Source organism: Williamsia sp. CHRR-6 (genome assembly GCF_018474015.1).
Classification (GTDB): Bacteria; Actinomycetota; Actinomycetes; order Mycobacteriales; family Mycobacteriaceae; genus Williamsia_A.
Genome location: NZ_JAHCSG010000003.1, coordinates 113524 through 138628 on the forward strand (window position 1 = coordinate 113524; position 25105 = coordinate 138628).

General features: G+C 66.1%; 17 protein-coding genes, 1 pseudogene and 1 CRISPR repeat array. Of the genes and pseudogenes, 4 read left to right on the forward strand and 14 right to left on the reverse strand.

Going from position 1 to position 25105, the window contains the following annotated elements:
- Positions 1–29: 29 nt before the first annotated feature.
- From ppk2 to KIK15_RS09400, 4 genes are all read right to left on the reverse strand, one after another.
- Positions 30–986, reverse strand: a complete 957-nt coding sequence (gene ppk2, locus KIK15_RS09385) for a polyphosphate kinase 2 (protein WP_374222848.1) — start codon at positions 984–986, stop codon at positions 30–32.
- A gap of 108 nt (positions 987–1094) precedes the next feature.
- A complete protein-coding gene (locus KIK15_RS09390; RefSeq protein WP_307851809.1) occupies positions 1095–1628 on the reverse strand; it encodes a DUF6764 family protein in 534 nt (177 codons plus the stop codon).
- Positions 1629–1745: 117 nt separating this feature from the next.
- On the reverse strand, positions 1746–2183 hold the full coding sequence (locus tag KIK15_RS09395) for an SRPBCC family protein (RefSeq protein ID WP_214243961.1): 438 nt from the start codon (positions 2181–2183) through the stop codon (positions 1746–1748).
- An 82-nt stretch (positions 2184–2265) separates the two neighbouring features.
- Positions 2266–2940, reverse strand: coding sequence for a DUF4166 domain-containing protein (locus KIK15_RS09400; protein WP_214243962.1), 675 nt, complete (start codon positions 2938–2940; stop codon positions 2266–2268).
- 174 nt (positions 2941–3114) lie between these two features.
- Between KIK15_RS09400 and KIK15_RS09405 the strand changes: the two genes are divergently transcribed.
- Both KIK15_RS09405 and KIK15_RS09410 read left to right on the forward strand, forming a co-directional pair.
- Positions 3115–3876, forward strand: coding sequence for an acyl-[acyl-carrier-protein] thioesterase (locus KIK15_RS09405; protein WP_214243963.1), 762 nt, complete (start codon positions 3115–3117; stop codon positions 3874–3876).
- Positions 3877–4077: 201 nt separating this feature from the next.
- Positions 4078–4839 carry a trans-aconitate 2-methyltransferase gene (locus KIK15_RS09410; RefSeq protein ID WP_214243964.1) on the forward strand — a complete coding sequence of 254 codons (762 nt, stop codon included), beginning with the start codon at positions 4078–4080 and terminating at the stop codon, positions 4837–4839.
- Between the two features lie 174 nt (positions 4840–5013).
- Here KIK15_RS09410 and KIK15_RS09415 read toward each other — a convergent pair whose 3' ends face one another.
- The 3 genes from KIK15_RS09415 to KIK15_RS09425 form a co-directional block, all read right to left on the reverse strand.
- Complete coding sequence (locus tag KIK15_RS09415; protein ID WP_214243965.1) at positions 5014–5595, reverse strand: isochorismatase family protein; 582 nt, start codon at positions 5593–5595, stop codon at positions 5014–5016.
- A gap of 34 nt (positions 5596–5629) precedes the next feature.
- Positions 5630–7453: an endonuclease/exonuclease/phosphatase family protein gene (locus tag KIK15_RS09420; RefSeq protein ID WP_250324472.1), complete on the reverse strand. Its 1824-nt coding sequence runs from the start codon at positions 7451–7453 to the stop codon at positions 5630–5632.
- 61 nt (positions 7454–7514) lie between these two features.
- Positions 7515–8267, reverse strand: coding sequence for a pirin family protein (locus KIK15_RS09425; RefSeq protein ID WP_214243967.1), 753 nt, complete (start codon positions 8265–8267; stop codon positions 7515–7517).
- A gap of 254 nt (positions 8268–8521) precedes the next feature.
- Between KIK15_RS09425 and KIK15_RS09430 the strand changes: the two genes are divergently transcribed.
- Positions 8522–8920, forward strand: coding sequence for a hypothetical protein (locus KIK15_RS09430; protein ID WP_214243968.1), 399 nt, complete (start codon positions 8522–8524; stop codon positions 8918–8920).
- 177 nt (positions 8921–9097) lie between these two features.
- Positions 9098–10212: pseudogene (locus KIK15_RS09435) on the forward strand (LLM class flavin-dependent oxidoreductase).
- A 100-nt stretch (positions 10213–10312) separates the two neighbouring features.
- Positions 10313–19003: a CRISPR direct-repeat array (repeat unit 29 nt; unit sequence GGGCTCATCCCCGCGTTCGCGGGGAGCAC).
- A 57-nt stretch (positions 19004–19060) separates the two neighbouring features.
- On the opposite strand, the gene cas2e reads toward KIK15_RS09435, so the two are convergent.
- The 7 genes from cas2e to casA are packed head-to-tail and all read right to left on the reverse strand — an operon-like array spanning position 19061 to position 25103.
- A complete protein-coding gene (gene cas2e / locus KIK15_RS09440; protein ID WP_214243969.1) occupies positions 19061–19426 on the reverse strand; it encodes a type I-E CRISPR-associated endoribonuclease Cas2e in 366 nt (121 codons plus the stop codon).
- A complete protein-coding gene (gene cas1e / locus KIK15_RS09445) occupies positions 19420–20376 on the reverse strand; it encodes a type I-E CRISPR-associated endonuclease Cas1e (RefSeq protein ID WP_214243970.1) in 957 nt (318 codons plus the stop codon). The genes cas2e and cas1e overlap by 7 nt, the downstream gene beginning before the upstream one ends.
- Entirely contained in the window at positions 20373–21050 is a 678-nt protein-coding gene (cas6e, locus tag KIK15_RS09450) for a type I-E CRISPR-associated protein Cas6/Cse3/CasE (protein WP_214243971.1), read from the reverse strand. Before cas6e ends, cas1e begins: the two co-directional genes overlap by 4 nt.
- Before the next feature lies 1 nt (position 21051).
- On the reverse strand, positions 21052–21744 hold the full coding sequence (gene cas5e, locus KIK15_RS09455; RefSeq protein WP_214243972.1) for a type I-E CRISPR-associated protein Cas5/CasD: 693 nt from the start codon (positions 21742–21744) through the stop codon (positions 21052–21054).
- Positions 21741–22871 (reverse strand): type I-E CRISPR-associated protein Cas7/Cse4/CasC, encoded by a 1131-nt coding sequence (gene cas7e / locus KIK15_RS09460; RefSeq protein WP_214243973.1) that lies wholly within the window; start codon positions 22869–22871, stop codon positions 21741–21743. The genes cas5e and cas7e overlap by 4 nt, the downstream gene beginning before the upstream one ends.
- A 5-nt stretch (positions 22872–22876) precedes the next feature.
- Positions 22877–23500, reverse strand: coding sequence for a type I-E CRISPR-associated protein Cse2/CasB (gene casB / locus KIK15_RS09465; protein WP_214243974.1), 624 nt, complete (start codon positions 23498–23500; stop codon positions 22877–22879).
- Positions 23490–25103: a type I-E CRISPR-associated protein Cse1/CasA gene (gene casA, locus KIK15_RS09470; RefSeq protein WP_214243975.1), complete on the reverse strand. Its 1614-nt coding sequence runs from the start codon at positions 25101–25103 to the stop codon at positions 23490–23492. Before casA ends, casB begins: the two co-directional genes overlap by 11 nt.
- Between the last annotated feature and the right edge of the window lie 2 nt (positions 25104–25105).

Sequence of the window (25105 nt, forward strand, 5' to 3'; positions counted from 1 at the left end):
GCGCTCTACCCGGCCTGACCGGGCCGACCTCACTCCTCCAACAGGTCACGGGCCCGACCCACGATCAACGGATCCGGCGTGCCCACCACCTCATGATCCTTGCCGTCATAGTCGAACAGGCTCAGCACGTGCCGCATCGCGTTCACCCGAGCCCGCTTCTTGTCGTTGCTCTTCACCACCGTCCACGGCGCGAGGTCGGTGTCGGTGGCGGCGAACATCTCCTGTTTGGCGGCGGTGTAGTTGTCCCACTTGTCCAACGACGCCAGATCCATCGGCGAGAGTTTCCACTGGCGCACCGGGTCGACCTGACGGATGGCGAACCGGGTGCGTTGTTCCAGCGCGGTCACCGAGAACCAGAACTTCACCAGGTGGATGCCGTCGTCGATCAACATCTGCTCGAACAGCGGCACCTGCCGGATGAACCGCTCGTGTTCGGCATCGGTGCAAAACCCCATCACCCGCTCGACACCGGTGCGGTTGTACCAAGAACGGTCGAACAACACGATCTCCCCGGCCGCCGGGAAATGCTGCACGTAACGCTGGAAATACCACTGGGTCGATTCACGCTCGGACGGCTTCTCCAGGGCGACCACCCGAGCGCCGCGCGGGTTGAGGTGCTCGGTGAACCGCTTGATGGTTCCACCCTTTCCTGCAGCGTCGCGACCCTCGAACAGGATGATGTGCCGGGCTCCGGTCTCCTTCGACCACTTCTGCAACTTGAGCAATTCGATTTGCAGCAGCCGCTTTTCGAGCTCGTAGCGGTGCCGCGTCATCCGCTCGTCGTAGGGATAGTCCTCACGCCAGGTGTCCACCACAGCGCGATCAGGCAGCAGGATCAGCCGCGGATCGTCGTCATCGGAGTCGTCGACGGTGAACGCGGAGGTGTCCAGCAGCGACACCATCTGCGCCAAATTCTCCCGTCCGACGGTTGTGCTCAGGTCGGCCAAACGGTCGACCGGCAGACCAGACCCGAACACGTCGTGCAGGTCGGAATGGTCGGTGGTGGCGGGCCGATCACTGAGTTCACTCACCCGCTCACGCTAGAACCGACCCGCGACCCCGACATGTCTGCCGGGTGAACAGCGGGCGACGCCTCAGCGCATGTTGGTGATGTAGGTGCGACCGGTGCCAAAGCAGTACTTTCCGGTGGTGCTGTCGTAGGCGATGGCGAAGCCACCGCTGCACTTGACCCCGGGATCGCCGGCCAACGCCGTGCCCCCGATGCCGGCGATCGCCACGGTCAGTCCACCGCGACGGGCCTGGGCCAACGCATATCCGCCCGGCCCAGCGGTCACCGAGTAACTGGTGCCCCGCGTGGCCGCGCCGGCCAGCGCCGTGGACTTGGCGCCGAGGTTGTAGGCGTTGGCCTTGCCGTTGGTGCGAGCCGAGGCGATGGCGGTACCGACCCCGGTGCGCTCCTCGGCATGTGCACGCGCCGCACCCTCGCCGCGCGCCCCACACGCCTGATCCGGCGTGGTGCGAAACGCCGCCTTGCCGTTGGTCGAGTCACAGACCACCGGGGCCGCCGAGGCGCCCCCCACACCCGACAACGACATCACCGTCACCGCCCCCACTCCGGCGAGAAGTGCAGCGACAGAACGGGAAACAAGCCGAGGACGGCGAATCATGATGAACCCCAGTGCGTGAGAGCGGCGAATGCGACGCCGATCAGCGTCGAACACCGCCGAGGGTACTCCCCGCGAGCAGCCCACGACGGCAACCCCACGCAGGCCATCGTCGACCGATCAGGACACGCGACGCTTGGCCTCGGCGATGAGGCCCTTCTTGGCGGTGTCGACCGCGATCTTCTGCGCCTGCTTGACGATCAGACCGGGCAGCTTGATCTTCAGATCGGCCTCGAGCTCGAACACCACCCGCGAACCCTTGGACGTCTCGGAGATGGTGTAGCTACCCACCTGCGAGTTGAGCTGACTGCTCTCCAGCAGATTCCACGAGCATCCGGTGTCGGTCCACTGGTACTCCAGGACCTCCCTGTCGTTGATGCCGGCCATGTTCACCTCGAGCGCCACCTTGAACGGCTTGCCGTCAGGGTGCGACTCCAGGACCGAGGCGCTCTTGTGCGGGCCCGACCACTCCGGCAACGCGTCCACATCCAGCAGGATCTCCATGATCACCGAGGGCGGAGCGTCGACATCGAACTCGGTGGTTGCTTTCACAGGCATGGTCGCAGAATCTACCCGACCGCACCCGCCACGTTCGTGCTCTTGGAGACTGCAACCACTCGCGCTCTTCGAGACGCAGTGCCTACTCGCGCTCTTCGAGACGCAGGGGCCAGGCCTCGTCCGGAATGTCCTGCAATCGACACGGCCGGTCCACCGCGGTGAACCACCCGCTGAACTGCAACACGTCGCCGAGGATCCGATTGCGCACCGTCACATCGACCCGGAAGCGTTGGTGCTCGTCGTCCCACTCCTCCACGTACCGCATGGTCGACGCGAGCAGGCCACGCATACCCACCTTCGCCGCCTTGCCCAGGAACTGCATCGGCTCGGTCTCCTGGATCAGTGAACCCCGCGGGCCCACCCGAGTGTGCAGCACAAACAGCACATCAGGCCCGTCGCCGAGGTAGTTCACCATCCCCGACTGCCCGTTGACCAGCAACGAATGCAAACCCTGATCGCCCTGCGAGTAGGCGAACCGATACAGCATCGCCAGGTTCTCCCGACCCCTCTCGTCGCGGTAGCAGTAGGTCTCCTGGGTGAACGGCACCAACCGACTGGTGGTGGTGGGCATGACGTTGCGCTTGCGGAACAGTCGCGCAACCGGCGGGGTGAGCAACGACGTCGATCGCACCGAGTCGATCATCCCGGTGGCCGTCTGCGCCACGTCCGATGTCGAGTCGATGGAGTAGCGCCACGCGATGTTGGGGTGCAGACGATCGAAATCCGCACCCATGGCGTCGCGGAAGATCGGGCTCATTGCACCGGACCACGGGACATGTGACCGCGACCAGACACGGCGTCACCCACACGCGGGATCGAACCGATGGCGACCATGGACGCTGAATCTACTACCGCCACAGCCGCCCCACCCCACAAGGCCACGGTGACGTAGGTTCGTCGATGTGATCGACGAACCGCGGGGAGAACCGCGATGACCCTGGATCAACCACTGGCGCAACGACCAGACGCCGGCTACGTGTTCGAGACCTCGTGGCCGTTGGCCAGCGGCGACATCGACCAGTTCGAGCGGCTCAGCGTCGACGGCGTGGCCCGCTACCTCCAGGAGGCCGGCGCCCAACACCTCGTCCACGCAGAGGCCTTCGACGCCCACCCGTTCTGGATCGTCCGGCGCACCGTCATGGACGTGCATCAACCGATCGCCTGGCCCGACAAGATCCATCTGGCCCGATGGTGTTCCGGCATCTCGCCGCGCTGGTGCAACATGCGGGTGCGGGTCACCAGCGAGGGCGGCGGGCTGATCGAGACCGAAGGCTTTTGGATCAACATGAACATGGAGACCAAGGGGCCCTCGCGGATGGAAGATCACTTCTTCGATCGGCTGGCCACCACCACCGACGAACACCGGTTGCGGTGGCGGCCGTGGCTGACCGAGCCGGTGAATGCGGTCCACGAGCAGCCGTTCGCATTGCGGCGCAGCGACACCGACCGTCTCGACCACGTGAACAACTCGATCTACCTCCAAGCGATGCGCGAGGTGTTCCCTCAGGTCAGCGACCTGGTCGACGGGCCGTTTCGGCTGGTGATCGAATACAACAAGCCGATCACCTTCGGCGAAGACGTCCGCATCGCCACCGCGCCCGAGCAGAGTGCTGACGGCCGCGATGGCCTGCGGTTCTGGATGACCGTCGACGGAGACCCCCGCACCCACGCGATCCTCACCACCATCCCCTGACCCGTCGAGTGGGCGCTAATCCCCGTCGAGTGGGCGGAAGTCCACGTCGAGTGGGCGGAAGTCCCCGTCGAGTGGGCGCTAATCCCCGTCGAGTGGGCGCTAATCCCCGTCGAGTGGGCGGAAGACGAGACATTGCGCTTCTCTCAGTACGCGCGTACGGTTTTCTTTCAGTACACGCGTACTGCTAGCGGAGGTGTCTCTATGTGGAGCCCGGATCAATACCTGACCTACGCCGCTCTCCGTGGGCGTCCGTATTGGGAACTACTCTCCCGGATCGGCTGCGATGACCCCCGCCGGATCGTCGATCTCGGTTGCGGCCCAGGCAATCTCACCGAGCACCTCGCTTCACGCTGGCCCAACGCGATAATCGAGGCGATCGATTCGTCGGCAGAGATGGTGACCGCCGCGCGGGCTCGTGGGGTACACGCGCAGGTGCAGGATGTGCGCGACTGGCATCCGACGCCCGGCACCGACATCGTCATTTCCAACGCCACCCTGCAGTGGGTATCGGACCATCGGGACCTGTTGACGCGTTGGCCCACCGAACTTCACGTGGGCTCGTGGATGGCGATACAGGTACCTGGCAACTTCGATGCACCGTCACACCGGATCATCCGAGCGCTGGCCGAGTCGCCCATGTGGCGCCCGCAGCTCGGTGGACTGTTACGAGGACCAGAGACCGTCGACGACCCGACCGGATATGCGCGCCTCCTGGAGGCTGTGGGTTGTGTCGTAGATGCCTGGGAGACAACATATCTGCAGTCGCTGACCGGACCCGATCCGGTGTTGGAGTGGGTGACCGGAACCGCCTTGACCCCTGTGCGTGATGTCCTCGACGACGACGACTGGGACCGATTTCGCCGCGACCTGGCGCCCCGACTGCGAGCCGCGTACCCACCCGCGATCGATGGCCGAACCCACTTCCCGTTCCGGCGCGTGTTCGCGGTCGCCCAGGTGAGGTGACCCGTTCACCCCGTCGAGCGGGCCGAAAACATGCGTCGAGCGTGCCGAAAACCCCAGTCCACCGTGCCGTTCCTGGCTGTCCGCGACCGTTCGGCACGCTCGACGCCCTACTTCGGCACGCTCGACGCCTCACTTCGGCACGCTCGACGCCTCACTTCGGCACGGTCGACGGGGTCAGATCGAGTCGACCAGCTCGATCCCGGCGTCCTTCATCTCGACCAGTGCAGCCTGCGACGACTCTGCCGCCACCCCGGCGACCAGCGGGGTGAGGACCCGGACCGCCACGCCTGTCCCCAGCGCATCGAGGGCCGATGCGCGTACGCAGTAGTCGGTGGCGATACCCACCACATCCACATCGGTGATGCCCTGTTCGGTCAGCACCGCAGCCAGCCCCGACCCGGAGTCGGTGATGCCTTCGAACATCGAATAGGCCGGTACCCCTTGGCCTTTCTTCACATGCACATGTACGCCCGAGACGTCGAGGTCGGGGTGGTACTCCGCGCCGGGGGTACCCGACACACAGTGCACCGGCCACGTGTTGACGAAGTCGGGCGGCGACCCGGTGGCGAAGTGACCGCCGTTGTCGCTCATCGGCAGATGCCAGTCGCGTGAGGCGACCACCAGCGCGTAGTCGCCCGCGCGCTCGGCGAGGAACGCGGTGACGTCGCGGGCGACTGCGGCCCCGCCGTCCACCCCCAGGGCACCGCCCTCGGTGAAGTCGTTCTGGACGTCGACGATCAACAGTGCTCTGGACATGGCCCCGATGGTAGCGGCGCGTGGCCCCACAAAGTCAGGGTCGGACGCGCACCACCTGCGGGTCGTGGTCGGAGGTCTGATCGGCGAACTCTGCGTTGAGGTGGATCACCTCGTAGCGGGCGAACAGCCGCAGCGACTGCGACAGGACGATGTGGTCGAGCACCTGTGACACCCCACTGAACACATAGGTGTACTGCGCGGCCCCCGGCACGGTGGTGATCATGTCGGTGAGCCCGGTTCCGTTGCCCGTCAACGTCTTCAGGGCCGGGCTGAACTGGTAGTCGTTGAGATCGCCTGCGATGACCACCTTGGCGCGCGGATCGATGGCCTGCAGCGACTTGATCCAGTTGTTCTCCACGGTGGCCTGGGCCACGCGTTGGGTCTCCGACGAGCGGGTGGGCGGCTGGAAGCGCCCGTCGGCCGATTGATCGCCGCCCTTGGAGTTGAAGTGGTTGCCCACCACGAACACGGTCTTGCCGTTGAAGGTGAACTCTCCCACCAGCGGCTTGCGGCTGGTCTGCCACGCCGGGTTGGTGGGGTCGATGCGACCTGGCGAGATACTCAGCGCGGCAGCACCGTTGGCGCCTTTGACCGGCTGGGTGCCCACCGTGGGCGACGGGGTACCGCGATCGACGAAGCTGACCCGGGCCGGGTTGAACAGGAACACGATGCGGATGTTGCCGCCGGGCTGTCCGCCATCAGCATCGTTGACCGGATCGATGCTGCGACTTTCATACGCCGGGCCGCCGGCCGCCTTGACTGCCGCGGTCAGGGTGGCGACGGTGGCGTCGGAGGCCACGGTGCCGTCGTCGGCGGCGCCGGAATTGTCCTGCACCTCTTCGACGGCGATGATGTCCGGGCTGGCGAGGTTGGTGACGATGCCCTTGGCCAGTGCTGCGTACTTGGCCGGAGAGTCCTTGGGGGCAAGGTTTTCCACGTTGTAGGTGGCCACCGAGAGCTCACCGGTCCGCGCGGGCGAGGCGACCGTCGCGTTGAGCCCGCCCGAGGTGACGGGCGGCAGCGTGGTGGCGGTGACGGTGTAGCCGCCGAACTGCGACCAGCCGACCGGCCCGATCAGCGAGCCGTTGAACCGGTCGCCCACGAACAGCTTGGGTTTGGTGCCGTCAAGGGTGGCCACGTGCACGCGGCCGGTGGGCAGGTTGTAGTCGCGCAGCACCACGCCGCCGCGGATGCTGGGCGAGGTGGCGGGCTTGGTGGTCACGTAGATGTCGCCGAAGCTGTTGCTGGGGGCGATGATTCGCGCGTTGTCAACCTGCACCCGGACACCCTCGCGTGACTCCCAGAACTCCTGAGCCGAACGCAGCGGGTTGACCCGATTGATGGTTTCGACATTGCCGCCGGCCACCCGCGGCGCGAAAAGGTTGGGCACGGTGGCCGGGGTGATGCGCTGCGCTGCTGGCAGCGGGTTGCCACCCGACACCCTGACGACAGTCGGTTTGGTGATCTCGGTGACGCTGAGGTTGCTTGTGGTGTCTGCGGTTTCACCAGAGGCCAGGGCCCGGAACTCGGCCACGGTGCCCGACACGGTCACCGAATCACCGGCGGTGACCGTGGTGGCCGAACCGGTGAACACGAAGATGCCGTCGGAGGTGGCCGGGTCGCGGTCGGGGGTGGCCGACTGCATCCAGAACCCGCGCGAACCGGTGGTCTTCACCGCGGTGACGATGCCCGGGACGTCGGTGACCTGCTGGCCCACCAGCGGCGAGCTGAACCCGGCGCCCTGGATGGCAGAGATGGCGGTGCCGGTGGGGGTGGGTGCGGCGTGGGCGACTGCGGGCAGGATCGCGGCCGACATCAGGACGGGGAGGGCGGTCGGCAAAACCGAGCGGATACGCATTTCGGTCACCTTAGTGACGCTAGCTACGAACGGGTGAACAACGATCGAACATTCCGGGTTATCACAGGTCAAACGACGCGTGCATCTCCCAGAAGAGGATCTCCGCCTGCTCAGACGTGGACACCGCGACGTGGTCGTCGAGGTCGGTGAAGCGGACGGCGTCACCGACGCTGAGGTCCAGCGGCGCGTCGAATTCGGTTCCGATGACGGTCGCGGAGCCCTGTGCGACGAACAGATGCCCGAACGGAGCGGGCGTGAGGGTGACCGGCCGACCGGGCTGCAACCGCGCGATATGGAGGGCCACAAAGCGATTGGCAATCGCGATGGCGCCAGAGCCATGGTGCACAGCTCGACCAGACACCACCGGCACCAGATCTCCCCCGACCAGCCGCGCGGTCACGTCGGCCTCGGCGTACCCCGGGTCCAGTTCGTCGACGTCGGGCGGTAGCCACATCTGGATGACGTGAGCGGTGAGGTGCTCAGCACGTGGGGACGCGTTGCGTTCGGAGTGGGTGATGCCGCGTCCGGCTGTCATCCGTTGCACCACACCGGGGGTGATGAGACCGCAATTGCCCTGTGAATCCCGGTGCTCGATGGCACCGGCCAGCACCCAGGTGACGATCTCGGCGTTGCGATGCTGATGGGTGTCGAAGCCCGCGCCTGCGTCGACCAGGTCGTCGTTGTGGACCATCAACACACCGAAAGCGTTGGCGGCCAGATCGAAACTGCCGGTTGCGGGAAACGACTGCCACGATGTGATGGCCCCGTCGCTCCAGCGGCGGCGTTCGTGCGAGCGGATCAGCCTGGTGTGCACAGCAGCCAGTATCTCTCACATTCTCCGGACACAAACCGGATGAACCCGACGACCGGCCACACACCCTGCGGTGATGCGCGCGGCGCAGCAGCATGTGGGCCTGGTGATTCTGTAGGACGCGGGAGTGATTTGGGGTGATTGACTGAAATATGCGTTTGCGCAATGGATTTCAGTGCTTTAACGTCTCCCGAAACGCAGTCGTCAGTGACCCGGCGTGGCCGGGGATCACCGCATCACCATCAAGGGGCCCTGTTATGCATATTTCATTCACCAAGCGCATCGTGATGACTGCCGTAGTTGCCGTCGGCGTGATGGCCCCGCTGGCCATGGGCAGCGGAACCGCCTCGGCCAGAACGCCATTCACCGGTTACTGTTATCAATTCAACTCCGACCAGCCCGGCGTGGACAACAAGCTCCGCATCCGTTACGAAGGCACGATCTCGGACTACACAGACAAATTGAGCTTCTTCTACGAGGCCACACTGCAGGAGTACACGGGCAACCGCGTCTACACCGATGCGGGCCTGATCTACCGGCTCGGAGAGTTGAAGCCACTGAGCTACCCACAGCGCACCAACTGCGCCGACTTCAGCGCCTCGATCGCGAAGGTGACCAGGCAGCCGAAATGGGCGGCGTTCATCTACGGAGGTTGATGTCGGCTTTGAACCTCCGTGATCGCAACCGGCCGACACCCCCCACCATCGTCGACGCCCTGGTTGGCCGCGCGTACGGTCGTGTGCGGGCTGGGACCACAGCGATCAGATCGCGTCCCGCCGGAACGCACGTAGCGCGCTGTCACCGCTGCGGCATCCAGACGACGGAGGCGAAACGTGACCGCACGGGTGTTCTGGTTTCTCCCTACCGCCGGAGACGGCCGCTCGATCGTCGGGGCGTCGCACGCCTCTAGCCATCGCGTGGAGCCGGCCGGTTTTCGCCCGCCTACGTTGCGTTATCTCACCGAGGTGGCTCAGGCCGCTGACCGCCTGGACTATAGGGAGTGCTGACCCCCACCGGAACCTGGTGCGAGGACGCATGGTTGACCACCGCGGCGCTGGTCCAGTCCACCCGTCGATTGAAGTTCCTGGTGGCATTCCGGCCTGGCCTCACCCCACCGACGCTGGCCGCGCAGCAGGCCGCGACGCTGCAACGTATGTCGGAGGGTCGGCTGTTACTCAACGTGGTCACCGGCGGTGATGATTCCGAGCAGCGTCGGTTCGGTGACTGGGTGGACCATGACCGCCGCTACGCACGAACCGACGAGTTCCTGAAGCTGGTGCAACGGATCTGGACCGAACCATCGGTGGACCACGAGGGCGAGTTCTTCCACGTCGCCGACGCCCGGGTGTCCCAAGCGCCAGACCCGTTGCCGGAGTTCTGGTTCGGCGGCTCCTCCGATCCGGCGCTCGAGGTCGCCGCGCGGCGGGTGCAGACCTACCTCACCTGGGGTGAGCCACCCGCCGACGCCCGCGCCAAGATCGAGCGCGTCGCGGCGTTGGCCGCCGCGCAGGGACGCACGCTGCGGTATGGCATCCGGTTGCACACCATCACCCGCGACACCTCCGCTGAGGCCTGGGCGGTAGCTCAGCGCTTCCTCGACGACCTCCCGCCTGAGGCCATAGCCCAAGCGCACCAACTACATTCGACGTCGCAGTCCGAGGGACAGCGACGGATGGCCGCGCTGCACGGCGGTCGAACCGACTCACTGGAGATCTATCCGAACCTGTGGGCGGGTGTGGGCCTCATCCGTGGTGGCGCGGGCACTGCGCTGGTCGGGTCGCATGACGAGGTGGCGAACCTCATCGGCGAGTATCACGACGCCGGGTTCAGTGAGTTCATCCTTTCGGGCTACCCCCATCTGGAGGAGGCGTATCACTTCGGCGAGGGCGTGCGCCCCATCCTCGATCGCCGCGGCATCACCACACCCTCCGCAGCGCGGGTGGCCTGACGGTACGACCCGGCACCCTCAGCGGGGGCAGCGCGGGCTGGAAGGTTCCCCACGTTCACGGGGAGCACGATGATCGCTCTGGCACTGGCGGTGGCCGGACGGGCTCATCACAGCGTTCGCGGGAAGCATTGCCCGAGAAGCAGATCGCACGTCAGCTGGGCGGGCTCATCCCCGCGTCCGCGGGGAGCACTTGCTGATGTGGTCGGTGCCGCCGGCCGCCTTGAGCTCATCCCCGCGTTCGCGGGGAGCACTCGTTGAGTGTGTCGAGAAGGTCGTCGGAGATTGGCTCATCCCCGCGTTCGCGGGGAGCACTAGCGGAACGTCTCGTTGAGCGAGAATTGTTGGGGCTCATCCCCGCGTTCGCGGGGAGCACGGCAGTGACTTTCGCCATCACTGGACCCGGATGGGCTCATCCCCGCGTTCGCGGGGAGCACGCGGTCGGTGGCTGATCGGGCGCGATGAGGTCGGGCTCATCCCCGCGTTCGCGGGGAGCACGACGACTGATCCCACGCGAGGTCGGCCGTGTAGGGCTCATCCCCGCGTTCGCGGGAAGCACAAGCGTGTCATGACCGCAGGCCGCGAGACGATGGGCTAATCCCCGCGTTCGCGGGGAGCACCCATAGGTTGGGGTTGCCCGCTAGCTGCCCAAGGGCTCATCCCCGCGTTCGCGGGGAGCACTTCGCTGTCTTCTTTTCGAAGTGCTGCACTCGGGGCTCATCCCCGCGTTCGCGGGGAGCACACATTCTCGGGTGACGGGGTGGACTTTCCCGCGGGCTCATCCCCGCGTTCGCGGGGAGCACCCTCGACAAAGCCGCTCAAGAATCCAGTGACGGGGCTCATCCCCGCGTTCGCGGGGAGCACTGGTTGTAGTTGATCGCCGTGCGGAACTGCCTGGGCTCATCCCCGCGTTCGCGGGGAGCACATCAGCCGCGAAGCGCTCCGGTCCTACATGGAGGGCTCATCCCCGCGTTCGCGGGGAGCACCAGTTCACCGGGATCGTCGCCAACGCGCACCGGGGCTCATCCCCGCGTTCGCGGGGAGCACTCCGCAGTGCGTCCCATGCGGCGTTGAATTCTGGGCTCATCCCCGCGTTCGCGGGGAGCACTCCAGGTCAATGGAGCATCAATCCGTCGTGCAGGGCTCATCCCCGCGTTCGCGGGGAGCACACGATGTCGATCACCAGCGTGCCGTTGCGGAGGGGCTCATCCCCGCGTTCGCGGGGAGCACGTGGAGGTGACCGTGCTTTCGGTCTTGGCACTGGGCTCATCCCCGCGTTCGCGGGGAGCACTGGATGGGGGTCTTGAGCACGTCGACCACACCGGGCTCATCCCCGCGTTCGCGGGGAGCACGCGGCCGGGAGCTGCGCAGCCACCACGTCCGTGGGCTCATCCCCGCGTTCGCGGGGAGCACAGCGCCCTTCACCAGCACTGCGGTCACGGATGGGGCTCATCCCCGCGTTCGCGGGGAGCACTTTTCGCGTCGCGCGGTGCGGCTAATGATGACGGGCTCATCCCCGCGTTCGCGGGGAGCACCCACTGAGACCCTGCTTACTAGCAAATAAGCAGGGCTCATCCCCGCGTTCGCGGGGAGCACACTTACGTGCCACCTGCACCGGCTCGCCCGCAGGGCTCATCCCCGCGTTCGCGGGGAGCACAGGGCACTGATCTGCGCCAGTCGTACGTCACTGGGCTCATCCCCGCGTTCGCGGGGAGCACGGCTTCACCGAGCTGCGCGACGCCATGCAGAAGGGCTCATCCCCGCGTTCGCGGGGAGCACGTGCCCGTGGTGTGCCCACCACCCGGACCCCGGGGCTCATCCCCGCGTTCGCGGGGAGCACATGATGCCGCTGGTGCAGACGTTCCTCCAGCTGGGCTCATCCCCGCGTTCGCGGGGAGCACCGCACCGGCCTGCGCGGGAAATGCGTCGATGCGGGCTCATCCCCGCGTTCGCGGGGAGCACGACGGCGAGGAGCAGCTCGGCATCATCGAGCCGGGCTCATCCCCGCGTTCGCGGGGAGCACAGCTCGGTGATGCCTGTCAGCACGTCGGACACGGGCTCATCCCCGCGTTCGCGGGGAGCACCCGACGGAGGGCACCCAGTCAGGCACCTTGATGGGCTCATCCCCGCGTTCGCGGGGAGCACCGTGTTCAGCTCCGGGCTGACCGATGCCAGCGGGGCTCATCCCCGCGTTCGCGGGGAGCACGGCGATGGCGTCGCCTCCGGTGATGACGGTGAGGGCTCATCCCCGCGTTCGCGGGGAGCACAATACTGACTTCGCCTACTTCCCTAAGTCGTGGGGCTCATCCCCGCGTTCGCGGGGAGCACTTTTCGCGTCGCGCGGTGCGGCTAATGACGACGGGCTCATCCCCGCGTTCGCGGGGAGCACGGGTTCAACCGAATCGTGCGCGAGTTCAACAGGGGCTCATCCCCGCGTTCGCGGGGAGCACCTGGCCGGATCCCCGCCGAAGTACTGGAGCCTGGGCTCATCCCCGCGTTCGCGGGGAGCACAAGCTCTACCAGGACGGAAACAACCTGTACGAGGGCTCATCCCCGCGTTCGCGGGGAGCACCTCCGATCACGGTGTCGGCATACTCCGGGGTAGGGCTCATCCCCGCGTTCGCGGGGAGCACGAGTGTTACGCAGACATGCGAGCGTTGCGGCAGGGCTCATCCCCGCGTTCGCGGGGAGCACGTCAGCGTGTTCGTCGCGGTGCAGCCGACGAAGGGCTCATCCCCGCGTTCGCGGGGAGCACACGCAACCTTGGTCCGGCGCTGGCGCAGATCGGGGCTCATCCCCGCGTTCGCGGGGAGCACTTCGACGGTGTCTGCACGCAGGGGTCTACCACGGGCTCATCCCCGCGTTCGCGGGGAGCACCTGCCTGCGGCGGTCCAATTCCCTCGCATATGGGGCTCATCCCCGCGTTCGCGGGGAGCACACCGAGTTTCGCAAAGCGGTCCAGGAGAACCTGGGCTCATCCCCGCGTTCGCGGGGAGCACCGGGCGCGCAGATCGCGTGCGAACCCGTCCATGGGCTCATCCCCGCGTTCGCGGGGAGCACAAAGGGTTCGACCAGACCTGATACCACTTGAGGGGCTCATCCCCGCGTTCGCGGGGAGCACCTGCCCAACTGCACCGCGCCGACACCGGCGACGGGCTCATCCCCGCGTTCGCGGGGAGCACGTCAGCTCCTCAAGGCGCGCGCGCGCGGCCGCGGGCTCATCCCCGCGTTCGCGGGGAGCACACGTGCCTGTGCTGGTGGACGAAGCGCTGTGAGGGCTCATCCCCGCGTTCGCGGGGAGCACAAACTTGCAGTCGAGATCCACAACGACATCCAGGGCTCATCCCCGCGTTCGCGGGGAGCACGTGTGCCCACGGCGCGGTGATGACGTGCCAGGGGGCTCATCCCCGCGTTCGCGGGGAGCACCTCGTGTGCGGCCGACGATGACGATTTCACCGGGGCTCATCCCCGCGTTCGCGGGGAGCACATGTCGCCGATGAGCATGTGTGCGGTGTCGAGGGGCTCATCCCCGCGTTCGCGGGGAGCACTGATCGAAACTGACACAGCGGCCGAGGGTCGCGGGCTCATCCCCGCGTTCGCGGGGAGCACGTGAGTCCGCAAAAGCCGCAATCGATAGCGCTGGGCTCATCCCCGCGTTCGCGGGGAGCACAGATTGTGCCACAACGCGATGATGTTTGACCTGGGCTCATCCCCGCGTTCGCGGGGAGCACCGTGACCGTGCCCGTCTTTCACGGTGCGCGTTGGGCTCATCCCCGCGTTCGCGGGGAGCACACCGACGAAAGCCGGCTATCTCCGTTGTAGGTGGGCTCATCCCCGCGTTCGCGGGGAGCACCTGACTTTCTTGGCCAAGCAAAGGCAGCGCGAGGGCTCATCCCCGCGTTCGCGGGGAGCACGCTGGGCGTCACGGCGTACGACGCTGGGGGTCGGGCTCCTCCCCGCGTTCGCGGGGAGCACCGAATCATTGCTTGGTGCTTGTCGTGTGTCGTGGGCTCATCCCCGCGTTCGCGGGGAGCACGGGGTCACCGACCCGGCGCAACGTGCGGACCTGGGCTCATCCCCGCGTTCGCGGGGAGCACATGTCGAGAAGGGTTGTCTGCAGAGCGGACCCGGGCTCATCCCCGCGTTCGCGGGGAGCACAGTGTCGCGTCGTAGTTGCCCGGTTCGGACATGGGCTCATCCCCGCGTTCGCGGGGAGCACCATGCGCATCAGCCCCACCACACCCGCAGGCGGGGCTCATCCCCGCGTTCGCGGGGAGCACTGCCTTCTGAGCGCTGGGACGGTGGCGAGCCCGGGCTCATCCCCGCGTTCGCGGGGAGCACTGCACCCAGCCAAGCTGATTGGCGCGAGTGTTGGGCTCATCCCCGCGTTCGCGGGGAGCACGCGTGGGCTGGGTATGTGGTGGCTGCGGAGGCGGGCTCATCCCCGCGTTCGCGGGGAGCACTGCGGCGCAACGGGGTGACGTGTCGAAGCATCGGGCTCATCCCCGCGTTCGCGGGGAGCACGAGTGGCTGTCAGGGCGGCGTGACTGGGCATCGGGCTCATCCCCGCGTTCGCGGGGAGCACAAGCTCTACCAGGACGGAAACAACCTGTACGAGGGCTCATCCCCGCGTTCGCGGGGAGCACAAAGCACCTCCGAGCCTGACGCTGGCCGTCATGGGCTCATCCCCGCGTTCGCGGGGAGCACTGGGACCTATTCGAGGGTCCATTCGCCGCACCGGGCTCATCCCCGCGTTCGCGGGGAGCACTGATGCTCCTCGAGCGAGATCAGCGGCGGCCAGGGCTCATCCCCGCGTTCGCGGGGAGCACCACCTCGCCCTCGACATCAACGCGGACTGGTGGGGCTCATCCCCGCGTTCGCGGGGAGCACGCTTCGGCAGCCGATGGCGCTGCGACTGGGGTGGGCTCATCCCCGCGTTCGCGGGGAGCACTCATCCACTGCGCCACCCCGAGACAGAACACCGGGCTCATCCCCGCGTTCGCGGGGAGCACACGATCCAACTGCCGCAGTCCTACCGGCCGATGGGCTCATCCCCGCGTTCGCGGGGAGCACGGCTTCACCGAGCTGCGCGACGCCATGCAAAAGGGCTCATCCCCGCGTTCGCGGGGAGCACGAATCGCGAGCTGGACGCCGCGTCGAAGAATAGGGCTCATCCCCGCGTTCGCGGGGAGCACCGATTCGGTGGATCGCGATCCGGCACAGGCTCGGGCTCATCCCCGCGTTCGCGGGGAGCACAGGAAAGCCTCCTCCGGCTTGTCGGGGTCGCAGGGCTCATCCCCGCGTTCGCGGGGAGCACGACTTGTCGACAATGTCGATCACCAACGTGCCGGGCTCATCCCCGCGTTCGCGGGGAGCACGACGTGCTTCGCGTCTTCTTCGGAATCAACGGGGGCTCATCCCCGCGTTCGCGGGGAGCACCATGCGCATCAGCCCCACCACACCCGCAGGCGGGGCTCATCCCCGCGTTCGCGGGGAGCACTGTGCCAGCTGGTCGCGCATGCCGTGCAGGAAGGGCTCATCCCCGCGTTCGCGGGGAGCACCTAACCTTGCGCAATCACGTGCGCAGGCCCTAGGGCTCATCCCCGCGTTCGCGGGGAGCACTCGTTGAGCGCAATCGAACCGCGTTCACTGTCGGGCTCATCCCCGCGTTCGCGGGGAGCACAGGGCACTGATCTGCGCCAGTCGCAAGTTGCTGGGCTCATCCCCGCGTTCGCGGGGAGCACACAATTGCGTTGTTCCACAACCACATAACGACGGGCTCATCCCCGCGTTCGCGGGGAGCACTCGGGTCAACCCCTGATGACTTCCGACGCCGTGGGCTCATCCCCGCGTTCGCGGGGAGCACCTGCCCCCACGGACTAGGAGGACGTGATGGCAGGGCTCATCCCCGCGTTCGCGGGGAGCACTAACCCTTGCGCAATCACGTGCGCAGGCCCTAGGGCTCATCCCCGCGTTCGCGGGGAGCACGTGCCGACCTGGTTGCGCTTGACGTTGTACCAGGGCTCATCCCCGCGTTCGCGGGGAGCACTGGTGCCACAGCGGGTGCACCTACGACACCGAGGGCTCATCCCCGCGTTCGCGGGGAGCACGAACGCATCGCCACCGAAGTCGGCTGGACACTGGGCTCATCCCCGCGTTCGCGGGGAGCACCAACGAATCGTCCATCTTGCGCGCGGCGGTGCGGGCTCATCCCCGCGTTCGCGGGGAGCACGACACCCATCCATAGGTTGGTTGGCCAGTCGAGGGCTCATCCCCGCGTTCGCGGGGAGCACGGGCGTGAAGCCGTCCTCGAAGATCGCGTCAGGGGCTCATCCCCGCGTTCGCGGGGAGCACTACGGCCGGTAGGCGGTAATGACACGCATGTAGGGCTCATCCCCGCGTTCGCGGGGAGCACTGCGCGATCATCGCGTTGAGCTGTGCGGCGTTGGGCTCATCCCCGCGTTCGCGGGGAGCACTAGCCGGTCTTCAAACTCCGCGATCGGATTGGGGGCTCATCCCCGCGTTCGCGGGGAGCACGGGTAGGTGCGGGGTGGGGCGGACCTGCCACGGGGCTCATCCCCGCGTTCGCGGGGAGCACACACCGTCAGCCCCGATATCGCTGTGCCCATGGGGCTCATCCCCGCGTTCGCGGGGAGCACGCGCTTTTCCCGGATTCGGCGTTCCCGATCGTGGGCTCATCCCCGCGTTCGCGGGGAGCACTGCGTTGCGCCATCTGCGTCACCTGCGCTGGTGGGCTCATCGCCGCGTTCGCGGGGAGCACGATCGTGATGACGTGTCGCGCTCGGTGCCCTTGGGCTCATCCCCGCGTTCGCGGGGAGCACGACGGCGAGGAGCAGCTCGGCATCATCGAGCCGGGCTCATCCCCGCGTTCGCGGGGAGCACAGCTCGACGAGTGGGGCAATCGCCTGCAGGGTGGGCTCATCCCCGCGTTCGCGGGGAGCACGCGAGCCGGGTACCCGGAGTGGAGATCTCCGAGGGCTCATCCCCGCGTTCGCGGGGAGCACTGACAACGCCGGCATTCTGCAGCAGCGTGCCAGGGCTCATCCCCGCGTTCGCGGGGAGCACTCGACCCCGGCCTTGTCCGTCACCGACCACCAGGGCTCATCCCCGCGTTCGCGGGGAGCACCTGCGCTGTGGCTGACTTTGGACGTGCTACTGGGGCTCATCCCCGCGTTCGCGGGGAGCACGCCTTCGCGGACCGCTCCGATCAGCTCGGCGAGGGCTCATCCCCGCGTTCGCGGGGAGCACGCACCGGTAGAAGTCGAGTTCACTGCCGCGCAGGGCTCATCCCCGCGTTCGCGGGGAGCACCCACAGGTTAGGGTCGCCCACTAGCTGCCCAAGGGCTCATCCCCGCGTTCGCGGGGAGCACGCCACGAGTCGGAAAACTTTGTTTTTCGCCCTGGGCTCATCCCCGCGTTCGCGGGGAGCACCAACTCATCAGATGCATGACGCAAAACAACATGGGCTCATCCCCGCGTTCGCGGGGAGCACTAGCCGGTCTTCAAACTCCGCGATCGGATTGGGGGCTCATCCCCGCGTTCGCGGGGAGCACCGTCGTGGGAGAGCGAGAGCGTGGATACGGTGGGGCTCATCCCCGCGTTCGCGGGGAGCACGCAATGGCGCGGACGCGAGCAAGGCTCCTCTTGGGCTCATCCCCGCGTTCGCGGGGAGCACTCTCACCACCCACGGCGCGGGCAAAGGCTCCGGGGCTCATCCCCGCGTTCGCGGGGAGCACGGTGATGCCTCGGGCGATCGCTTTGCCCAAGCGGGCTCATCCCCGCGTTCGCGGGGAGCACGCACCGTCGGGGCTGACACCAGGGTCGGAGTCGGGCTCATCCCCGCGTTCGCGGGGAGCACCGCGCGGACACTTTGGGCGCGTTGGCGAGGGAGGGCTCATCCCCGCGTTCGCGGGGAGCACAGCTGCCATCGTTGAACATTGTTTCTCCTCGGGGGCTCATCCCCGCGTTCGCGGGGAGCACCTTCGCTTAGCGCGAAAACTGATCGCGATGGTGGGCTCATCCCCGCGTTCGCGGGGAGCACTTCGTCGGCCGCGAAGTCGGACCCCGAATCCGGGGCTCATCCCCGCGTTCGCGGGGAGCACCGTCTGCGCCGATGCCGAGGATGGAATCACTTGGGCTCATCCCCGCGTTCGCGGGGAGCACACATGAGCAGCAGCCCCATCGTCAACGGTCAAGGGCTCATCCCCGCGTTCGCGGGGAGCACGTCAACGCAGAAGCGACGGCAGTCGAGGTCGCGGGCTCATCCCCGCGTTCGCGGGGAGCACCGCGAGTCGTACGGGTTGCGCCCGAGAAGGACGGGCTCATCCCCGCGTTCGCGGGGAGCACCCTAACCCGCTGCTACCGATCCCCGTGTTCCAGGGCTCATCCCCGCGTTCGCGGGGAGCACCCCGTGTTCCAGTTCCCGCGCGTGCTGCCGCTGGGCTCATCCCCGCGTTCGCGGGGAGCACGAACCGTTCCCGGCCCGGCGCCCCCGACACGCGGGCTCATCCCCGCGTTCGCGGGGAGCACCCGTGCGCATCCTCGCGCCGCGCTAGGCGACGGGGCTCATCCCCGCGTTCGCGGGGAGCACTAGTACTCGCGTAGTCGATCGTCGGCCGCGAAGGGCTCATCCCCGCGTTCGCGGGGAGCACACAATAGTCCGTAAATTAGCGCCATAATCCGAGGGCTCATCCCCGCGTTCGCGGGGAGCACGTTGAACACGAGCTGGACTCCGGACCACCAGAGGGCTCATCCCCGCGTTCGCGGGGAGCACACTTGGTGAGCTGGGACTTTCCTGCTCGCCGTCTCATAAAATCATTGGACTTGCTCGTCAACCACCCCCTTGGTTGCGTCGCGCTGCGCGGTAGCGACTAGCTTTACTTCGTCCGGCCCGCGGTCTGGCGGCTGACGGCAAGGCCTCTCCGGTGTGGGGACGCCGCACCAACTTCACTCCATCGATATCGACGGGCTCCCAGTCAAAGCGATGAATCCTGAAGTCGAGCCGCTGCTCGTTCCGGGCCGGCGACACCATGATGGCGCGGCCGTCCTTGACGAGTTCCTGCACCCGTTCCCACAGCAGATCGCGCACGCGCTTTGACAACACCCCAACGAAAACACCAGGGCTGATCTCCAGTAACCACCGGGTCAGATGCCCGCGCAGGCCAACTGGGCAAGCCGTCACGATGAGAACTACCACGGCCCGTCAAAGTCCTCGCTGGCGAAGTGGCTTTGGCCGCTGGCAACTGCTGGGCCACGATCGTCCCAGAGGTACACGACATCTGCGTCGTAGCTTTCTAGATCTTCGCCCTCGGGGAGCAGTAGCGCTTTGATGTCCTCAGCACACCTTGGCAACAGCTTGGACTGGTAGATCAGATCACGAACTCGGCGACGAACAACCGCCGGAATATCGTCGACTTCCTCGGCCGCCACGTCGAAGGCCACGGGGATGGCGATCTCAGCTTTGTACAGATCAGCAATGTCGTAGACAAAAGAGCGATCGTGGCCTGTATGAACAAAGCCAAGACCGGGCGAACAACCTAGTGCAACGATCATCGCGTGCGCTGCTCCGTAAAGACATGTTGTCGCCGCAGACAGTGCCCTGTTCACATCATCGCCCGCGGCGAAATCGTTGGGATCGTAGTCCCGTCGATTCCACTCGACTCCAGTTCGCTGCGCATGCGCACGGTAGATCTTCCGCACGCGTGCACCTTCTTTGCCGCGCAACTGCTGCATAGTCAACCCGCTGGTGTCCTCATCAGGGAAACGCATCGAATACATTGCACGCGCCACGCCGATCCGGAGGTCACGGTTGGATACTGCTCTTGCTTGCGCGTCGAGAAGGCGGCTTGTCCGCCCAAGCGGTCGGCCATGGGCGTAGTAGCGCACACCCTGCTCACCAACCCACACCGTTGATGACCCCGACTCGGCCATGAGGACCATCGCTTGATGAGTCACCCGTGTCCCCGGCCCCAGCAACAAAGCACCAATGGTCGCCGTAGGAATGTGGACGACCCCACGCTCATCCGTCGCGGTGAGGGCATTACCGTCCCGGTGAACCGTGCATCGCTCCAAGTAGATGAACGACAGCCTTTCAGACGCTCGGACAAGCTCAGTCGGCCGAACAGGCGGCGGGCCCGGGACATTCACGACGCCGGAGACACCAACGGAGCAAGGGTCAGGAGGCCACAGCCGTACGCCTTGGCTCGCCCGAGTCCCGCGACGAGGGTGTGTCTCAGCGCGTCTGGGTCCACCACCTCCAGCACGCCGTCGAACGTCGCGTAAGCGATGGTGACGGCGGTGCCGCGCCTTCCGAACCGCATCACGCCCCGATCGACCACACGGAGGAGCGCATCGTCACGACTCCCGTCCGGGATGAGAAAACCGCCGCGCTGTGCGCGTGACTCGAGCCATGACTCCTGGTGTTTGACCGAGCGATGCGCGCGCAATGACGTTTGCTCGTTGGGCGTCGACCGCCCGCTGTAGACCGGATTCGCCCGCAGTCTGAACCGATACCTCTGTCCGGCATCAATGGCGTCGATCACGGGCGCGTAGTCACGCGTCTGCCACATTTCACCGGTTTGCCAGCCCGCCTGCTCGACGATGTGGCTGAGGTCGGGCTCGATCGAGCTGACGACATACAGGTGATGGGTGTCAGCGGTAGGACTGTCGACTCTCCACAGCACGCGCCCGTGTCCAGCCGGCGTCGGCGCGCCGGGCGGGAACGCTGCAGCCACGGCGGCGTGCATTGCTTGTGGAGACGCGAGCAGTTTCGCTCCGCCGCGGCGACGGCGGTTGATCGGCATTCGCGTGAGGAACGGCATGTCATGCACCTCCGAGCAGTGACATCGGATCGTGTGAAGTGCTGCCCCGGCCATCTGGGTTCAGCATCGTCACGTACGACTCCTCCGTTGTCCGCCAGCCATACTCGCGCCGACGTGGGTCGAAACTGATGGGTTGGTCGCGGACTGTGACACCGACTCCGGGCACTCCGTCGACAACGATCCGCAGGCGCACCTCGCGCGCTTGTCGCCGCGTGTAGGCCGACGGCGCTTGCCAAGGGGTGGAGGTTAGTACGGCGTCGAGACCGTCATCGGCCACGGTCATTAGCGGCGGCCGGCTCGGCGGACACGACCGCCGCCCGAGGAAGAGCGGGAACACCGGCCGCCGCAATGCATCGGCCAATGTGCCGATCAGATCGGCCGGCCCTTCGACCCCAGCGACAAAGATCGCGTCTGCCAGGTAATACCTGGTCGACAAGGGCATCGTCTTCTTCTCGTCCAGCGAGCGAGCGGTCTGAAAATCCCGCATCAGCGTCCCCTCACGATCCACGCGAACACCGAATCGCAGCCCCAACAGATGTTCGATGGAATCGGCGCGCCTGAGCCCCTGTGCTGCGGCCAGCAGTCCAATGACACCGCTCTTTGTCGGCTCCCGCCTGGTATCCCGCTTGGTGAAGCGCGACGACGCTCCCCACGCCTGCATTGGTCCGGCGAGACAGACCACCAGTGTGCTCATCTCGCAGGTGTCCACGCAGTCACCGCGTCGCTCACGCGCTGGACAAGGCTCGCGAACTCCAAATCCTCCCCGCGCGTTGCCAAAAGATCTGTGGGGACTCCCGCCGCGGTGAAGAAGCTCGCCGCGGGCGATCCGTACGCCTTCGCGATGTCGGCATCGCGCCGGACCAACTCAGCAGTCGCGCGCGCCGGGATACCGCCGTGCTCTGCGCCTGTTGCGATGGGGTCCTCGAAGGCACCGACCAAGCTGACCGGTTGGTCGTTACGGATATTGATCAGGACAACTTCGGGGAGGGTGTAGTTCGCGAACGTGTTGACCTTGCCTGACGGCATCGACCGGGCAAAAGACTCGACGAACGCGGCGGCGGCTCGCGCGGTCGCTGCGCGGTCACCGAGATTCTTCTCGAGGCCCGCGATGTTGATGGTCGCGAAGCGGTACAGAGTCGATGACGCGAACTCGATGGTCCCGATCATCCCGGCGCCCGGCTCCTGGTTCGCCTGACCGAAATCATCGACGGCGGTGAAGTAGTCGAACTCCTGCTCGACGGCGTGCACGCTGATCGCGTGGGCGACCTGCACGCTTGCGTCAACGTTGAGTTCAGCGTCGTCGGCGATCATCCGGCCGAACAGCGCGACGTCGATGCTGTTGTCGGCGGTGAAGATCTCTTTCACGCGCTTCTTGTCGACCTCGGCACCGTCGCGGTGTGCTGTAGCGGCCAGGTCTGCCAGAGACTTCAGTTGCGCTGCGCTAAGGAATACGAGGTACTGCGACTCATCCGGTTTCGCGGGAGCGTTCTTCGCCACTTTGGGAGCCACCATCTTGATGCCGGTCTTACCTGCCGCCTTGAAGATGGATGACGCAAGAGCGTAGGCGGACTCGGGCTCGAGCCCATCGACACGCTCGCGGATACGCTCACCCAGCAATTCGGACAGACGCTTGGTCCGAAATCCTATCTCGGACTTGTCGAGGGTGTCGTTGAACCGCTTACGAGTCGCACGCTTCCACGACTGGCTCGAGACCCGCGCGCGGCGCACGCCCCCGTAGATCGCTGTCTTCGGGCTCCCGGTGTCGTCACGATTGATGTTGCTCGGCGGTACCGATTGCAGAATGTGGATATCGATGAACATGGCAATTACTCCTTGCTGTCGGGGTCGGATAAATCGGGGGTCTTGTCGATGCGGCGGAAGTCTCGGCCCCACCGAAGACGAACACCGTCGTCACGACCGGAGAACATGTCGACGAGATCGTCAGCAAGCCTGCCGTAGTCGAGCGGAACACCAGCGCCGCGCAATAGACCGATCAACGCGCGCAGATGGTGAGCGACTCCCTGTCGCGTCTCCGCGAGCGCCACCGCCTGGAAGCGGCGACGGATCGAGTCCTCGAGGTCGGGATCAGTGACAAGGCGTCGCGCGGCCGATCCAAGACTTCCGCCGGACTGCGCCATTCTGTCCGAGAGCCGTCCCTGCTGGTGCAGCGCAAAAAACGTAATCGCGATGTGGGCTGCCCATTCATGCGCGGATGGCTCGTCGGATCCGCCCTGCAGATGCGCTGGGACGATGCCGATTGTCTGATCCCACACGTTCGGTACGGATCCTGGAGCTCTGTTCGTCGCCTGCCGCAGGCGGGCCAGTGCGGTCGTAGCCCACGGTTGCTTCGCATCCGAGAGGTATCCACGCTGTAATTCTGCGACGGTTCCGCTCACCGCCTTCCCGAGTTCTGAGTAGTCCCACCTCCGGGACACCACGTCAGCGGGCATCTGTCTTCTCCTTGTCCTCGATGAACGCGCCAGGCACTTCACGGTTCAGTGCGGTGCGGAAAAAAAGTTCAGATCGGGCCGCGTCCAGCCAGAGCGGTTTGCGGCTGGAGCTGGTCACCACGCGGCCGACGAATGCCGGGCGTCCTGCGCTCATCACCAGCAATGCGCCGTCGGCGAGAGCAGACCGATGAAGCATCCGATGCCATGCGATCAGATGCTCGTCGACATCGCCCACTCCCAAGTCCAGGAGCCACGCCCGGTAGGACACGTCTAGACGCGACAGGAACTGCATGCGGGCAGCCTTCTCATCGGTGTCACCGACACCGCCCGCCGCCTGAGCCAGGTTCTTCGCCAGTTGGCCGATCACACGGGCGACGCGCCCTGCGGCGGCGGCAGCCTCCACCGCAACGCGTCGGCAGCCGTCACTACCGAAGTTGGCGACCCGCATCGCAATTCGGTCGTCAATTGATGCTCCGATGATGCTCGACTGTGTGTCGTACCGCAGCCCAAAAATGTGAGGGGTGACAACAAAAGAGGTGTTCAGGACTCGCTTGTCGACCAGTAGATCAAGCCAATCGAACAAGGCTGCGCACTTCCCCCGGTTGCCGTCCTCACTCGTCTGAAGAAGAAGGTTCTCAAATCCCTCCCACACTGACCTATCAGCGTCGAAGGTGCGTGGGTAGTACGTGTCGCCTCCGCGCTTCTTGGATTGCTGATCACTGAACCGCCAGCCGGAGAGGTGCTCAATCCCCAACTGCGCGAACGGCTCGAGCGGATCCCCGTTGCCGACCAGCACTCCAACAGCCTGATCCTCGTCGAAAACAACTTTGATCCGCCTACTCTGCCACGTCAGCAAATCGATCGGCCCAGAGGGAGTCACGTTGTCGCGCGGCCAGATTCCGAGGTGGTCGCGCTCCCAGCAAGGACTGTCTCCCTCGATGGTCAATGGCGTGGTGGATGTCCGCAATGGTGTATTGAGGAGAAGCGTTCTTGCCAGGTCGGTTGTCTCGGCCAAGATCCCGCCGAGCTGTCCGCACCAAGCGATTCCGATCGGATAGCCCTTTCCCCCTTTGGTGCGTGGATCTCGGGGATCTCCGGTCTTGATCCCGGATGTGTCGTAGGCCTGGGTGTGGACGATCCACCGAGCTGCCTCCGCGAGAGGCAAACGCGCCGCGCCGGAGCCGGCGCGAGTCGTGAAGTACGGATAGCCCGCCGGCACGTCGCTGACCACCAGCGTCACCGGCTTCACTTCTCCTTTCGCAGTATGGAAATCGGCGACCTGATAGAAAGGCCGTTTGGGGTCACAGATGTCGAAACGGTCGTGCACGCGGTCGAGGTAGGCGTTGATCTCGTTGTGCGGCAACGCTCCATCGGTCCACAGCTCCGACCATCTCTGCAGCGGATCAGGAGTCCAATCGACGGCGCGCCGGACGATGGCCAGCAGCAGTCGCGCGATGGCGAACTGCTGCGTGGGGATATCGCCCCCGATGGACGCCACCTCGTCAGCGCCGAGCAACACATCGCGGATGGAGCGCTCAGCGATGCTCCCGTCGCGCGCGAACACGATGATCCATGGTTCGTCGATCAGGTTGAACGTTGTCATCG

What these genes read in the sequence shown, in the direction of transcription:
- casB (WP_214243974.1), bottom strand. Translation starts at nt 23,500, where the DNA reads ATGCCCGCTGACGTGGTGTCCCGGAGGTGGGACTACTCAGAACTCGGG.
- KIK15_RS09390 (WP_307851809.1), bottom strand. Translation starts at nt 1,628, where the DNA reads ATGATTCGCCGTCCTCGGCTTGTTTCCCGTTCTGTCGCTGCACTTCTC.
- KIK15_RS09405 (WP_214243963.1), top strand. Translation starts at nt 3,115, where the DNA reads ATGACCCTGGATCAACCACTGGCGCAACGACCAGACGCCGGCTACGTG.
- KIK15_RS09420 (WP_250324472.1), bottom strand. Translation starts at nt 7,453, where the DNA reads ATGCGTATCCGCTCGGTTTTGCCGACCGCCCTCCCCGTCCTGATGTCG.
- cas6e (WP_214243971.1), bottom strand. Translation starts at nt 21,050, where the DNA reads ATGCCGTTCCTCACGCGAATGCCGATCAACCGCCGTCGCCGCGGCGGA.
- cas7e (WP_214243973.1), bottom strand. Translation starts at nt 22,871, where the DNA reads ATGTTCATCGATATCCACATTCTGCAATCGGTACCGCCGAGCAACATC.
- KIK15_RS09410 (WP_214243964.1), top strand. Translation starts at nt 4,078, where the DNA reads ATGTGGAGCCCGGATCAATACCTGACCTACGCCGCTCTCCGTGGGCGT.
- cas5e (WP_214243972.1), bottom strand. Translation starts at nt 21,744, where the DNA reads ATGAGCACACTGGTGGTCTGTCTCGCCGGACCAATGCAGGCGTGGGGA.
- KIK15_RS09395 (WP_214243961.1), bottom strand. Translation starts at nt 2,183, where the DNA reads ATGCCTGTGAAAGCAACCACCGAGTTCGATGTCGACGCTCCGCCCTCG.
- KIK15_RS09430 (WP_214243968.1), top strand. Translation starts at nt 8,522, where the DNA reads ATGCATATTTCATTCACCAAGCGCATCGTGATGACTGCCGTAGTTGCC.
- KIK15_RS09400 (WP_214243962.1), bottom strand. Translation starts at nt 2,940, where the DNA reads ATGAGCCCGATCTTCCGCGACGCCATGGGTGCGGATTTCGATCGTCTG.
- KIK15_RS09415 (WP_214243965.1), bottom strand. Translation starts at nt 5,595, where the DNA reads ATGTCCAGAGCACTGTTGATCGTCGACGTCCAGAACGACTTCACCGAG.
- casA (WP_214243975.1), bottom strand. Translation starts at nt 25,103, where the DNA reads ATGACAACGTTCAACCTGATCGACGAACCATGGATCATCGTGTTCGCG.